This window comes from Alkalihalophilus sp. As8PL (genome assembly GCF_040939795.1).
Lineage (GTDB): Bacteria > Bacillota > Bacilli > Bacillales > Bacillaceae_D > Alkalihalophilus > Alkalihalophilus lindianensis.
Genome location: NZ_CP162551.1, coordinates 2,502,669 through 2,517,154, shown reverse-complemented (window position 1 = coordinate 2,517,154; position 14,486 = coordinate 2,502,669). Strand labels below are relative to the sequence as shown.

The 14,486-nt window shown below is 40.4% G+C and carries 15 protein-coding genes and 1 riboswitch; of the genes, 2 read left to right on the top strand and 13 right to left on the bottom strand.

The annotated features are described in order from the left end of the window. Positions 1 to 59: 59 nt before the first annotated feature. From sufC to AB3N04_RS14085, 13 genes are all read right to left on the bottom strand, one after another. Positions 60 to 851: a Fe-S cluster assembly ATPase SufC gene (sufC, locus tag AB3N04_RS14145; protein ID WP_317121416.1), complete on the bottom strand. Its 792-nt coding sequence runs from the start codon at positions 849 to 851 to the stop codon at positions 60 to 62. Positions 852 to 1,430: 579 nt separating this feature from the next. Beyond that, positions 1,431 to 1,814, bottom strand: coding sequence for a carboxymuconolactone decarboxylase family protein (locus AB3N04_RS14140; protein ID WP_368503371.1), 384 nt, complete (start codon positions 1,812 to 1,814; stop codon positions 1,431 to 1,433). 102 nt (positions 1,815 to 1,916) lie between these two features. Continuing rightward, on the bottom strand, positions 1,917 to 2,774 hold the full coding sequence (locus tag AB3N04_RS14135) for a MetQ/NlpA family ABC transporter substrate-binding protein (RefSeq protein WP_368503370.1): 858 nt from the start codon (positions 2,772 to 2,774) through the stop codon (positions 1,917 to 1,919). Between the two features lie 13 nt (positions 2,775 to 2,787). Next, positions 2,788 to 3,456 (bottom strand): methionine ABC transporter permease, encoded by a 669-nt coding sequence (locus AB3N04_RS14130; protein WP_047973844.1) that lies wholly within the window; start codon positions 3,454 to 3,456, stop codon positions 2,788 to 2,790. Next, positions 3,449 to 4,474 carry a methionine ABC transporter ATP-binding protein gene (locus AB3N04_RS14125; RefSeq protein ID WP_368503369.1) on the bottom strand — a complete coding sequence of 342 codons (1,026 nt, stop codon included), beginning with the start codon at positions 4,472 to 4,474 and terminating at the stop codon, positions 3,449 to 3,451. The genes AB3N04_RS14130 and AB3N04_RS14125 overlap by 8 nt, the downstream gene beginning before the upstream one ends. Before the next feature lie 176 nt (positions 4,475 to 4,650). Further along, a riboswitch (SAM riboswitch) is annotated at positions 4,651 to 4,762 on the bottom strand. 68 nt (positions 4,763 to 4,830) lie between these two features. Continuing rightward, positions 4,831 to 6,105 (bottom strand): MFS transporter, encoded by a 1,275-nt coding sequence (locus AB3N04_RS14120; protein WP_368503368.1) that lies wholly within the window; start codon positions 6,103 to 6,105, stop codon positions 4,831 to 4,833. Between the two features lie 107 nt (positions 6,106 to 6,212). After that, on the bottom strand, positions 6,213 to 6,449 hold the full coding sequence (locus tag AB3N04_RS14115) for a YusG family protein (protein ID WP_368503367.1): 237 nt from the start codon (positions 6,447 to 6,449) through the stop codon (positions 6,213 to 6,215). Between the two features lie 108 nt (positions 6,450 to 6,557). Beyond that, positions 6,558 to 6,947 (bottom strand): glycine cleavage system protein GcvH, encoded by a 390-nt coding sequence (gene gcvH, locus AB3N04_RS14110; protein WP_368503366.1) that lies wholly within the window; start codon positions 6,945 to 6,947, stop codon positions 6,558 to 6,560. 96 nt (positions 6,948 to 7,043) lie between these two features. Then, positions 7,044 to 7,400 (bottom strand): arsenate reductase family protein, encoded by a 357-nt coding sequence (locus tag AB3N04_RS14105; protein WP_368503365.1) that lies wholly within the window; start codon positions 7,398 to 7,400, stop codon positions 7,044 to 7,046. A 40-nt stretch (positions 7,401 to 7,440) separates the two neighbouring features. Beyond that, the gene (locus tag AB3N04_RS14100; RefSeq protein ID WP_368503364.1) at positions 7,441 to 7,602 is read right to left on the bottom strand and encodes a hypothetical protein; all 162 of its coding nucleotides are present in this window, start codon (positions 7,600 to 7,602) and stop codon (positions 7,441 to 7,443) included. Between the two features lie 398 nt (positions 7,603 to 8,000). Continuing rightward, complete coding sequence (locus tag AB3N04_RS14095) at positions 8,001 to 9,785, bottom strand: acyl-CoA dehydrogenase family protein (RefSeq protein ID WP_368503363.1); 1,785 nt, start codon at positions 9,783 to 9,785, stop codon at positions 8,001 to 8,003. Positions 9,786 to 9,817: 32 nt separating this feature from the next. Then, positions 9,818 to 10,999 (bottom strand): acetyl-CoA C-acetyltransferase, encoded by a 1,182-nt coding sequence (locus tag AB3N04_RS14090; protein WP_368503362.1) that lies wholly within the window; start codon positions 10,997 to 10,999, stop codon positions 9,818 to 9,820. Positions 11,000 to 11,025: 26 nt separating this feature from the next. Then, entirely contained in the window at positions 11,026 to 13,407 is a 2,382-nt protein-coding gene (locus tag AB3N04_RS14085; protein ID WP_368503361.1) for a 3-hydroxyacyl-CoA dehydrogenase NAD-binding domain-containing protein, read from the bottom strand. Positions 13,408 to 13,857: 450 nt separating this feature from the next. Here AB3N04_RS14085 and AB3N04_RS14080 point away from each other — a divergent pair, with 450 nt between their 5' ends. Both AB3N04_RS14080 and AB3N04_RS14075 read left to right on the top strand, forming a co-directional pair. Continuing rightward, complete coding sequence (locus AB3N04_RS14080) at positions 13,858 to 14,118, top strand: hypothetical protein (protein WP_368506060.1); 261 nt, start codon at positions 13,858 to 13,860, stop codon at positions 14,116 to 14,118. A gap of 12 nt (positions 14,119 to 14,130) precedes the next feature. Next, positions 14,131 to 14,472, top strand: coding sequence for a spore coat protein (locus tag AB3N04_RS14075; protein ID WP_317121430.1), 342 nt, complete (start codon positions 14,131 to 14,133; stop codon positions 14,470 to 14,472). Positions 14,473 to 14,486: the final 14 nt, after the last annotated feature.

The window sequence follows — 14,486 nt, the reverse complement described above, 5'->3', positions numbered from 1 at the left end:
CCCTTTACTGTTGATTCACTGATTTGCATCAATTCTTGATCGTACAGATGAAACTAGACTTAAGCTTCTTGGTTTACGTTTACACGCTCATCTTCAATGCCAAGCTCTTCTTTTATCCAGTCGTAACCTTCTGCCTCAAGACGTTGAGCTAACTCAGAACCACCAGATTTAACGATACGACCTTGCATCATAACGTGTACTTTATCAGGCTTGATGTAATCAAGTAGACGTTGGTAGTGAGTAATGATTAAGCAACCAAATTCAGAACCACGCATTGCATTTACACCTTTAGATACTACTTTAAGCGCATCAATATCAAGACCTGAATCAATCTCATCAAGGATGGCAAGTTTTGGCTCAAGCATCATTAGTTGAAGGATTTCATTACGCTTTTTCTCTCCACCAGAGAATCCTTCGTTCAGGTAACGTTGTGCAAATTGTTGATCCATTTCAAGAAGGTCCATTTTCTCATCTAGCTTACGGATAAATTTCATTAAAGAAAGTTCTTCGCCTTCTTCACGACCTGCATTAATAGCAGAGCGTAAGAAATCTGCATTCGTAATACCGCTAATTTCAGAAGGGTATTGCATTGCTAGGAAAAGACCAGCTTGTGCACGCTCGTCAACTTCCATTTCAAGTACATCTTCACCGTTCATTGTTACAGATCCACTTGTGATTTCATATTTAGGGTGGCCCATGATTGCAGATGCTAATGTTGATTTACCTGTACCATTTGGTCCCATAATGGCGTGAATTTCTCCACCGTTAATTTCAATACTGAAGTCTTTAAGAATTTCCTTTCCTTCAATTGAAACGTGTAAGTTCTCGATTTTTAAGAATGGTGCTGACATCTCTATGACCTCCAATTTATCTTGCTTTATCTAAAAGCAGTGTGATTTCGATTTATATCGAATTATTCTCAATCTATTCTCATTACAATCTTATAACAAATCCAACGTAAGTTCAAGGCAACAAGACTGTCATCTCTTCATTATATAATAGAGTGACTTATACAGAAAGAGAGTGGCACCTATTTGGTGCCACTCTCCTTATATAATTTGTATTCTTCTGTTCTATGCGTGGTGTTGATTGAATTCTTTCGCAATCTGGTTGCAGCGTTTGTAATCTTCCTCACGAGCTTTTTCAATTTCCATTCTTTTGTCTAGACTTCGGTTGTACTCAGCATAACCTATTCCATGTGCAGAATGCATTGCTTTTTCCATATCACTCGTATACGCAGCGTCTAATGATTGGATAGTAAATCAATCCCTTCTCTTTTGATACACGTATCTTAACATGATCGCTTTAATTGACCAAAGTGCAAAAAAGAGCTTAAGACCCCTTAAATGGGATTCAGTTCACCTACGCCATTGTCAGAAAACTTACCATTACGATAACTCCGGATTACGTCATTTTTCAGCTCATCCCAATTATTGCTGCATTTTACTACCTTTGCCACTAAGGTCGGTCATCGCTTCTTGCACAAGGGTTACAGCCTGACTCATGGCAGCTCCACCACCAAAAGCAGCAGTCACACCTACTGCTTCTAAGATCTCATCTTCTGTGCACCCTTGATCCAGACAGCCTTTTGTATGATAAATAATGCAGTATTCATCTTGAGCAAACACACTAATACCTAATGCAATCATTTGCTTTTCTTTTTGCGAAAGCTTTCCTTTGGCAAAACAAGCCTCAGTGAACGCATTGTATTTCTTTGCAATGTCAGGCATTTTTTCAGTGAAGTGCCCTAAACCTTCTTTATACTCATGTAGCGCCATTTGAATGGCACTTGATTGTTGTTCTTGCTGATTCATCTACAATCCCTCCTTAAGTTGATTCCATTTCAATGGTAGTATTCGAATCAATGCGTTCATTTATACAAAAAAAGAGCACCACTAAGGGCACTCTTTACTGTTCTATTCTTCAGTTAATGGAATAACAGCACCATCATACTCTTCATTAATGAAGTCTTGAATTTCTTGCGATTGTAGTACTTCAACAAGCTTCAGTACTTCAGGACGCTCTTCATCTTCACCACGAACAACAATTAAATTTGGCTGAAGAACTTCTTCGTGTTCAAAAGCAATTCCATATTGCTCAATATCAACTCCGCCTTCAAGTGCATAGTTCGTGTTAATCACCACTGCATCACCTTCGCCACTTTCAAATGAAGGAGCAAGCATACGCGCTTCAACTTGAGTTGATCCAAATTGAAGATTTTTAGGGTTTGATGAAATATCTTCAATTGTTGCTAATTGACCTTCTTCAACGTCTAACTCAATTAAGCCAGCACGCTCAAAAATCGGAAGGATACGACCGTGATCACTAATTGAATCACTCATAATGATGGTTGCACCTTCAGGAAGCTCATCTAAGCTTGCGTACTCTTGTGAATACACACCAATTGGTTCAGCGTGGATAGCGCCAACACTTACGAAATCATAATCATTTTCTTCAATTTGCATATCTAGATAACCAGGCGTTTGGAAGTAGTTCACATCGATATCCCCATCACGCAATGTTTGGTTTGGTAAAATATAATCTTGGAATACTTGTACTTGAAGGTCAATTCCTTCTTCAGCAAGCAATGGTTGTGCCGCTTCTAGGATCTCTGCATGTGGTACAGCAGAAGCCCCCACTACTAATGTTGATGATTCACCTTCTGCTGCATCTTCTCCAGCATCTCCTTCAGTTGTTTCTTCCTCAGCACCACCACATGCTACAAGTGATACCGATAATGCTGCAGCAGCTACTACGCTTAAAAACTTTTTCATCTTTCTTTTCCCCCTACCTTTTATCTGTTTTATTTGTAAAATAATCACCCATCCATTGAATAACAAATACTACCAATAGAATAGCGATCGTTGCTACTAAAGTAATTTGACTATTGTTTCGTTGGAACCCTTCTAAGTATGCGAAGTGACCAAGACCACCCGCTCCAATGACACCCGCCATCGCTGTGTAACTGACTAAAGCAATCGCTGTAACCGTAATACCAGAAATAAGGGCTGGTAAGGATTCTGGAATTAATACTTTGCGAATAATTGTCCAATTGCTTGCCCCCATTGATTGAGAAGCTTCAATCACTCCTTTATCAATTTCGCGAAGGGCAATCTCAACCATACGTGCATAAAAAGGTGCAGCTCCAATAATCAAAGCTGGTAGGGCTGCATTTGCACCTAGCATCGAACCCGTTAATGCTCGTGTAAATGGAATGAGTAAAACGATAAGAATAATAAATGGAATCGATCTAAAAATATTTACAATAAAACTGGTAATCCCATTGACCAAAGTATTTTCCCAAAGGTTACCTTTGCTTGTTAAATATAAAACCAGTCCTAAGATTATCCCTATAATAAATGTCGCTAATACAGAGATGGATGTCATGTAAATGGTCTCAAGTGTAGCATCCCACAGTCGATCCCATTTTACATCAGCTAGAAATTGATCAAGCATACGTGATCACCTCCACTTCCACTTTCTTGCTTTGGATAAAGGCAATGGCACGTTCCACTTCTTCTTTTTGGCCATTTAAGGCAACAAATAATGTTCCATATGACCCTTCATGAATCTTGGTAATTTTTCCTTGAACAATATTGACTTCCACATCAAACGTACGGATGAGCTGAGTAATCAATGGACTCTCTGCTTCTTCCCCTACAAATGTTAATTGCACGATGTGTCCTTCTGGGTGATCAGCCAACATTTGCTTAATCGCATCCGTCGTTTCCTCAGGTTCCGTAATCTGTTTCACAAACTCTTTTGTCATTTCTTCTTTTGGCTTACGGAAAACATCAAGCACTGGACCTTGCTCAACGACTTTTCCAGCCTCCATTACAGCAACTTGATGACAAATTTTGCGGATGACATGCATTTCATGCGTGATGAGAACGATCGTTAATCCTAACTTCTCATTAATATCTACGAGCAAGTCCAAAATCGAATCCGTTGTCTTTGGATCAAGAGCTGATGTTGCTTCATCACAAAGTAAAACTTTCGGATTGTTTGCAAGAGCTCTTGCAATCCCAACACGCTGCTTTTGACCACCACTTAATTGTGACGGATAGCTATCTCCGCGTCCTTTTAAACCGACTAGTTCGATTAATTCATTAACACGCTTTTCACGTTCTCGCTTTGATACTCCTGCAATCTCCAAAGGAAAAGCAATATTATCGCGAACAGTTCGAGACCAAAGTAAGTTAAAGTGTTGGAAGATCATGCCGATCTCTTGGCGTGCTCGTCTTAGCTCCTTTGTTGATAGAGCCGATAGCTTTTTACCTGCTACAGTAACGTCTCCCTCGGTCGGTCTTTCTAACATATTTAACATACGAATTAACGTACTTTTACCTGCACCACTATATCCAATGACCCCAAAGATTTCACCTTCAGCAATCGTTAAATCCACACCGTCAACTGCGTGAACCGGGCCATTTTTCGTTTCGAATCGTTTACGAATCGATTGTAACGAAATCATATTTAATCCCTACTTTCCTTCTAGCCTTTCCATTCTACTCACATCAATTAGTAGAATGGAAAGGCGTTGATGCTCATCTATTCAGTGACAATTTGCCCTGTTGTCCTTCAAAGAATAACCACAAAAAAACCTCTCTGTTTTAAGATGAACAGAAAGGTGTATGTTAGGTATCCTCTGTCTCATCTATCAAAGCTTATGCTTTGCAGGAATTAGCACCTTCTAAATCAAAAGTGATTTAGTGGTTGCTGGGTTTCATCGGGCCAGTCCCTCCACCTCTCTAGATAAGAGATATAAAGTTGTTGTTTGCTTTTGCATGAGTGCATCATAGCATGGCAGATTTTTTGCTGTCAACGATTTTATGCTGAAAGATGAGATGAAGATTTTTCCGGTGCTTTTTTCTCTCTAAATACAAGGAAGAAATAGATCGAACCAATTAAATAAAGACTAGCCGTAATTGTAAATACGTAGGCATAACCATAGTAAGACCCATAGATCATAACAAGCGTGGTCGACACCGGACCCATAACAGCCCACCCTAATTGAAAGACCATTTGCCCTACTGAATTCGCAAGACCTTTCATGGAATCATCGACTTTTCTCATCATTAAAGCCATTTGAATCGGATTCCCCGCATTCATTAACGCTTGCCTAAATAAAAATCCGATCACAGCGAGCCAGAGCACTTCTGTATAAGCCGTCAAGAGGAGAAACGGGAGGGATGAGAGCTGTAGGATCACCACGGCTTTCACTTCACCCACTTTTCGTACTACTGTTGGGCCTATCATTAAAGCAATTGCCGTCATCGCTTGACCTAATGATAAAATAATGCCCACCACTGAATAACTTACGTCAAATCGATCTGTAAAATATAAGTTCAAATAAGGAATGACTAGACCAGACCCAAACCCAATTAATAAATTGGCTACGGCGAAAAGTCCAATAACCTTTAGACTTGAGCGATGGGTCGTAAACAATTTACCAATAGAGCTAGCCCCTGTTTTCTGTTTGCGCACCTTTTGTTCCTCTCGAATCTTTATAATTGGGATTAAGGCGAGGAAAAATAAGCAAGCTCCAAACAGCAAGGTGATTCGCACACTCGTCAACATTGTGAATCCAAATACAGTATGAAAGAGGTCGGATAGCGTCCCACCAAGTGTATTCCCAATGACATTAGCAACCATAATAAGCGCAAAGTTAAAGCTAAATAGATGTACCCGCTCTTTTTCCGAGGAATTCTCAGCAAGCAAAGGGATAGAGGATACTTGAATAAAGGCCATAAACAATCCCGTCATAAAAGCTGTCGCAAGTAACATCGTCTCAGCTACCAGCACACCACGTAAAAGAAGGCTACATGCTGCAAAAATAGCCCCAACAAAGATCATTTTCTTCCTGCCTACTTTATCACTCAGTAAACCAGCTGGTAAAAGTGCAATTGCACTTGCCATCGCCTGCATCGCAATGATTCTGCCGTTCACTTGATCTACATATCCTAATTCACGAATATAATAATTATAAATGACCATAAAAATACCCATGCCGATATTGGCAAGGATAGATGCTATTAAAAATAAACGCACATTTCGATTATACGATTTCAGTTGCCCCGTCCAATCCTGAATGAGCTGAGCCATGTGACCAACACCTCGTTATTATTTCGGTACCCTAAATATAATAAATCATTTCCAGATAAATAAAAAGCCTTTCGTCAAAGTTTTCAGACGAAAGGTAATAATAACTTTTAGCACCAGCCCTCTTCGCAGCTATCTACATACGAAGTGACTTGATTCGGATTGGCATTTTCATAACGATATACTTTATCTTCTTCAAACACATACCCTGCACTCATTAAATGCTGCAGGCCAGATGCAGTTTCAGTTACTTGTCCTACGTGGGTATCATCTACATAGAGGTTCATATGGCCATTCTCATACTTACCCTTCACTTTGCTTGTTACATCTACTTTGACTAAGTCCAAACGAATCCCCTCCATCTTTTAGGATGTAGGTATAGTGTTTGCTAATCCAACGTTCCTAGCCAAGGCAAATAAAAGAGAAGGAGGTAAAGTCCCCCTTCTCAACATGGATTAATCTTCGCTAATCATTTCAGCATATTGTGAATCACTCATAAGCTTGTCTACTTCTGATGAGTCAGAAGGCTCCACAACAATCATCCACGCTTTTTCATAAGGTGATTCGTTTACAAACTCTGGAGAATCATCAAGCTCTTCGTTGATTTCAACCACTTTACCGCTGATCGGCGCATAAAGTTCCGATACAGTTTTAACTGACTCAACGCTACCAAAAGGCTCGTCTGCTTCGATGTCATCTCCAACTTCAGGAAGCTCAACGAAAACGATGTCCCCTAATTCTGATTGAGCAAAATCGGTAATACCGATGCGAACTTTCTCGCCTTCTACTTTTACCCACTCATGTTCTTCTGAATACTTTAATTCCTTTGGTAAATTTGCACTCATTTGGTAATCCCTCCATCAATTTGGTACATACTCACTTCATTATACCTTTTTTGCCATTCAAACTAAACGTTCAAGCAACAATTTGTCTTCTTTTGTCTATTTCCACGTTTGTTCGAATTGTTCTTCCTTAAAGCCAACCGTTACTTGATTGCCATCTGTCGTAATCGGACGTTTAATTAACATCCCATCAGAAGCTAATAATTCCAGCTTTTCATCTTCGGACATATCAGCTAGCTTGTCTTTTAATCCAAGCTCGCGGTATTTCTGCCCACTTGTATTAAAGAATTTCTTTAAATCAAGTTCGCTCTTCTTGTAAAAAGCTTCAAGCTCTTCTTTAGTAGGTGGTGATTCGACAATATGTACTTCATTCAGCTCAACACCATTATCTTCTAACCATTTTTTCGCTTTGCGACATGTGCCACATTTAGGATAGTGGTAAAAGGTTACTAACATCCAAACACTCCTCTCCTATTGTTGTTCTTTAACGCCATTATTACGTATTTTTTCTATTCCGACAACTAATACGCTCGCTTTTCGTATCACTTTCCCAAATTTGCTGAATGGCAGCTTGTGTAGAGTCCTCTGCTAACTCTTTTGAGAACTCTTCTACTCCTGTTAACGGAGCTGTATATTCAATCTTTTGCTGTTTCTTCATCTTTACGCACTCCCTTTTTATGATTATGATCATAGGATGCTTCGGATTAAAAGAAACCATTCGCGTGTGGACAGTCCTTGGGCGTTATGTGCGAAATATCGGTGTGTATGTGCGAGGCAAGCAGGACATGAGCGAAATCTCTGATTTAGGAGCGTAATGTAGGGACTTATGTGCGCAATTTTTTAATTATGAGCGAACGACCATTATTTGTCCCTTTTATGTGCGAGATGTCAACTACGCTTCGGCCCGGCCAATAAGCCGCACCAACGACAAAAAAGCCCTACCTAAGGGCTTTTTTGTACTAGAGAGGAGAATGCTTCATAAGAAAGGAGTTATATAATTTTTGGGGCGGTTAAGCCCCAAAATTGGTAAACGTAATTAGATAATAAATTTAGCTATTAAACAACGTAACGCTCTTCTTTAAGAACTTCAGCTGCAATTTCACGCTTAATGCTTACTACATTAATTGGCGTGTGACGCGTTAATTTGCGTAGAATGGAAAGCATCGTACGAAGTGTATCTCCACTTTCCATAGCCACTAGAGACTCTTTAGCATGAGCCTCGATGCGGTTGAATGCTTCTTGGCAATAAACTTGTGTCATACGAAGCTTTTGAGCAGCTTTGTCTGCACCACTCTTATTCATTTGCTTTTCAGTACGTAAGATCACTGACTCCATATTGAAGACTTCACTTACGATATCAGCTACATTTGAAAGAAGCTCTTGCTCGTGCTGAAGTTTTTCACCATATTTTTGAGCGCCTGTTCCAGCAACCATTAAGAAGATTTTCTTTGCCATACCAAGCAAGTATTTTTCTTGCTCAAGTGGCTCTTCACCAACTTCTTGCGGCATCATCATCATTAATTCTTCTTGTAGAGCTGTAGCTTTTTGAAGAAGTGGAAGCTCACCCTTCATTGCTTTACGCATGATCGTACCAGGCACTAGAAGGCGGTTAATTTCATTTGTTCCTTCAAAGATACGATTAATACGAGAATCACGGTAAATGCGCTCTACTTCATATTCCGCCATGAAGCCATATCCACCATGGATTTGAACAGCTTCATCAGCTACATAATCAAGCGTTTCTGAACCTGAGACTTTATTTAGTGAACACTCAATTGCGTACTCAGCAATTGCTTCAGCTACAGCACGGCCATCTTTTTGCTCTTCATCAGATAATCCACCAAGACGCTCTTCAAACAATCCACCTGTACGGTAAATCGAGCTCTCAGAAGCGAATGTCGCTGTTGCCATGTTCGCAAGCTTCTCTTGGATCAATGAGAACTTTGCAATTGGTGTTTTAAATTGCTTACGCTCATTTGCATATTTTGCAGCAAGTTCTAGTGCGCGTTTTGAACTACCGATACAACCTACTCCAAGCTTGTAACGGCCTACATTTAGGATGTTGAATGCAATCACGTGGCCTTTGCCAATCTCACCTAAAACATTTTCTTTAGGAACAAGAGCGTCTTCTAAAATTAATGTTCTTGTAGAAGAACCTTTAATACCCATTTTCTTTTCTTCTGGACCAGTTGATACGCCTTCGTAGTCTTTTTCAACGATAAATGCTGTGAATTTCTCTCCATCAATTTTTGCATAAACAACGAATACATCAGCAAATGCAGAGTTGGTAATCCATTGCTTCTCTCCATTTAATACATAGTGCGTACCAGCTTCGTTTAGAACAGCTGTTGTTTTAGCACCAAGAGCATCTGAACCTGAACTTGGCTCTGTTAATGCGTAAGCAGCAATACGTTCACCTGATGCTAAGTCAGGAAGATACTGTGATTTCTGCTCGTGGTTACCGAAAAATACGATTGGTAGTGAACCGATCCCTACGTGAGCACCGTGGCTAAGCCCAAATGCACCACCGCGAACGAACTTCTCAGAGATAAGAGACGAGCTAATTTTATCAAGACCTAATCCGCCGTACTCTTCAGGTACATCTGCTCCAAGTAAACCAAGCTCCCCAGCTTGCTTCAAAAGCTTCACCGTGTACTCAAATTCATGGTTTTCGATCTTCTCAAGAACCGGTGAAACTTCTTTCACTGCAAACTCTTCTGTTGTACGGCCAATCATGATTTGCTCGTCTGAGAAATCCTCAGGCGTAAATACCTTTTCTGCCTCAATATCTTCTACTAAGAAGTTACCACCTTTAACAACACGCTCTGCTGTATTACTCATCATAATTCCCCCTTTTAATTGGTTGGTTCTTATTAACCGATTAGTTCAAACACACCAGCAGCACCCATACCGCCACCGATACACATTGTTACAACACCAAACTGCTCACCACGACGCTTCATTTCATGCATAAGAGAAAGGGTTAGCTTTGTACCTGAACAACCTAGTGGGTGACCAAGTGCAATCGCTCCACCATTTACATTGACTTTATCAACATCAAGTTCTAAATGACGAATCACTTGAAGAGATTGAGAAGCAAATGCCTCATTTAATTCAAATAATCCGATATCAGATAAATCAAGTCCTGCTAATTTAAGTGCTTTTGGAATTGCCTCAATTGGACCAATTCCCATAATTTCTGGTGCAACCCCAGCTACTGCAAAGCTACGGAATTTAAGAAGTGGCGTAAGACCTGTAGCTAAAGCTTCCTCGCGATCCATTAAGAGAACAGATGCGGCACCATCACTCATTTGAGATGAGTTACCTGCTGTAACTGAACCTTTCGGATGGAATGCTGGACGAAGCTTCGCTAGACCTTCAACGGTTGTATCTGTACGAACCCCTTCGTCTGTATCAAAAACAATCTTTTTCTCTTTTAATTTATGGTCAGCTCCAACCGAGCGAAGTGTTACATCAACTGGAACAATCTCATCAGCAAAACGCTTAGACTCGATGGCAGCAGCTGCACGCTTATGACTTTCTACCGCAAACGCATCTTGGTCGGCACGGCTAATGCCAAAACGATTTGCCACCTCTTCTGCTGTATAACCCATTCCCATGTAATACTTTGGTTGTTCTTCAACAAGAGTTGGGTTTGGTGCGATGACATGACCACCCATTGGGATCATGCTCATTGACTCTGCTCCCCCTGCAACGACTGCTTTTGAATGACCAAGCATAATGCGCTCAGCCCCATAAGCGATACTTTGCAAACCAGACGAACAGTAGCGGTTGATCGTAATCGCAGGTACTGTGTTTGGTAGGCCTGCAAGAGCAGAGATGCTACGAGCAACATTCATCCCTTGCTCTGCCTCAGGCATTGAACATCCAATAATGACATCATCAATGGCAGCAGGATCAAATCCTTCAGCACGTCTTAAAGTTTCTCTAATCGTGAGTGCTCCTAAATCATCTGGTCTCACGTTTGCTAATGTTCCACGTTTCGCTTTTCCGACTGGCGTACGTGCGCCAGCAACGATTACTGCTTCTCTCATTGTCGTATCCCTCCTACCTGTTTGAATTAGTTGCGTAATGGCTTTCCTTTTGTCAGCATATATTGCATCCGTTGTTGTGATTTCGGTTCACTAACAAGGCTTAAGAACGCCTCACGCTCTAAATCAAGCAAGTATTGCTCATCTACAAGCGTTCCTTTAGGGACGCGACCACCTGCTAATACGAATGCAAGTTTTTCAGCTATTTTTAAATCATGATCAGAAATCATGCCACCAAATTTCATCGTTTTAGCACCAAGTAATAACGTTGCGTAACCCGTTTCACCAACAACAGGAATCCTCTTGCGCTCTGGCGGACGATAGCCTGATTCTTCTAAATGAATGACTTGTTGCTTTGCACGATTAATGACATGTTCACCGTTCATGACAATGCCGTCACGCTCGCTTAAGAAGCCATTTTCTTTTGCTTCATGAGCAGATGTTGCTACCTTTGCCATCGCAATTGTTTCAAACGTTTTGTTAGCAACAGCTTGAAGGTCAATCTGTGCACCTTGTGGCAGACTTTCTAAATTGCGAAGGTAAAGCTCTTTGTTACCTCCACCACCTGGAATTAGACCAACGCCCACTTCAACTAGTCCCATATAGGTTTCATGTGCAGCTTGAATGCTTGCAGACGGAAGACAAATTTCTGCTCCTCCACCAAGAGACATTCCAAACGGTCCCGTTACAACTGGTTTTGCTGAGTAACGTACATTTGCCATTGCTTGTTGGAACTGACGAACAACCATATCAACCTCAAAGAAGTTATCATCTTGCGCTTCCATTAAGATCATCATCAAGTTCGCACCAACACAGAAGTTCTTCCCTTGGTTACTAATGACAAGGCCTTTAAAGTTCTTCTCTACTTCAGTAATTGATTTATTAATCATTTGAATCACATCAAGACCAATCGAATTATTTGGCGAGTGGAATTCAAGTAGTGCAACATCATCACCGATATCGATTAACGACGCACCACTATTTTTCATCACAACATTGTCTGGCTTAAGTGATTTCAAATGAATATTTTTTGGATTTGTTTCAATCGCTTTGTATTCACCTTCATGATAGAAGCTTGATCCTTTATAGAAGGTTTCATTTCCAGTTGATAGCATCTCTCTTACCCAACCAGGAACGTTTTCCCCTTCAGCTTCGATACGCTCAACCGACTTTGCAACTCCGATTGCATCCCACATTTCAAATGGTCCTAATTCCCAACCAAAGCCCCAACGCATTGCTTCATCAACAGCTTTGATGTCATTAGCAATTTCGTAAGCCTTCTCAGCAGAATACAGAAGGACCGGCTTAACCAGGTTCCAAATGAGTTGTCCTGCACGATCATCTGCATAAGCGAGCGCTTTCAACTTATCGCCAGGCTTCTTTGCTTGTTTCGCTTGCTCTGTAGAAGCTGTACGTAATTTTTTACGTTCTTGGTATTCAAGCGTAATTGGATTAAGCTCCAAGATTTCGCTTCCTTTTTCAGTACGTTGTTTCACGAAGAAACCTTGGCCCGTCTTACTACCAAGCCAACCTTTTTCAGCCATCTCTTTCATGAAGGATGGAGGATCAAAAACATCTTTCTCTGCTCCTTCCACTTCATCATAGACATTCTTTGCTACATGTAAGAACGTATCAAGTCCTACAACATCAAGCGTGCGAAAAGTTGCGCTTTTCGGTCTTCCAATTAACGGACCTGTTACAGAATCAATTTCACTAACAGAGAATTCACCTTTTAACATTTCATTAGCAGTAACAAGTAGACCGTATGTTCCGATGCGGTTTGCGATAAAGTTTGGAGTGTCCTTACATTCAACTACACCTTTTCCAAGTGTATCTTCAGCAAACGCTTTCACAAATGACAGCACATCTTGATCTGTTTTTTCAGTTGGAATCACTTCAAGAAGCTTTAAATAGCGTGGCGGGTTAAAAAAGTGTGTTCCAAGAAAATGCGCTTGGAAGTCCTCTGAACGCCCTTTGGCCATTGCTTCAATCGAGATACCCGATGTATTTGAACTAATAATCGTACCTGGCTTGCGTACCGCATCAATTTTTTCAAATAGTTGACGTTTGATATCTAAATTTTCAACAATTACTTCGATAATCCAGTCCACTTCACCAAGGCGCTCTAAGTCGTCTTCTAGGTTACCTGGCTCAATATATGTAGCCTTTGATTTCGCCGCAAGTGGTGCTGGCTTCTGCTTTGCAAGACGTTTGATTGAATCAGTGCTGATTCGATTACGAACTGCCTTACTTTCAAGCGTTAATCCTTTAGCTTCTTCAGCAGGAGTCAATTCTTTTGGAACAATATCTAGTAACAATGATGGAATTCCGATATTTGCAAGGTGTGCCGCGATTCCTGAACCCATAACACCTGATCCAATTACAGCCGCTTTTTTAATTTGTCTGGTCATCGTTCTCCCCCTTAATCCTTAAATCACTTCACTCGTAGGTCATTCATTTACTTATTACATTTTTACAGGACAACGAATTTGTCCAAGCCATACCTTATATATGTTCACAAGCCGTTCAGTATGCCTTCTTTTCACCGAATGAATACTCATTCATTATTTCCTTAAAAAAAAGGCGACGAACAATTTGTCGTAACTTCTATCTTTACTATAAAGGAATTATGCTCCAGTTGCAACACATAATTCTGAAAATTATCATCTTTCTTATTTTTTAATGAAACGTTTGTTTAATTATCTAACTTCCATTTATTTGTAAACTCTCCTAGTTGTTTATAGGATACATTTAGTCTAACTCCCTCAAACTAATGCTGTATCACTAAACTTGATACATGTGTACTTTTATGATCATAAGGAGGTTTCAGTATGCAACAACAACCGATGCAACAAACGAATATGTCACCGCAACAAACGGGTCAAATACAGTATCAAGAACCACCACAGATTATTACGACAAAAGATGCTCTTTACTTAAATGATATGCTATCTTGGAATTTGCTTGCCATGAAAAAAGCCCATTTTTTTGCTGAGCAATGTCAAGACCAAGAAATTAAGCAAGTATTAGAAAAAGCAGGCATGATGCATCAACAGCATTACGAGAAGATCTTAACGCACTTGCAACCAACACAAGCTCAAACTACGATGCCTGTACAATAGGAGGAATTTGATATGAACCAGCAAAATAAAATCCAAAACCCAGAACTACAAGTTCCTAAAACACCTCAAATGTCTGAGCGTGATTTTATTAATGATCAGCTTGCAACGGAAAAATACATGACGTCCTCATATAGCATCGCATTGAATGAAGCGAGCCACACTGCCCTTTATCAAGACTTAGCTGGCATTTGCGAACAAACACAAAACTGCCAACGTGATCTATATAATGTCATGTTCCGCAAAGGTTTCTATGCCCTAGAAGCAGCCGATGCCCAAAAGATGCAACAAAGTTATCAACAATTCCAAGGGTACACCAATCAATTTCCTTACGGGAATGGAAATGGCCCTCAATGAACTAACCTATGAAC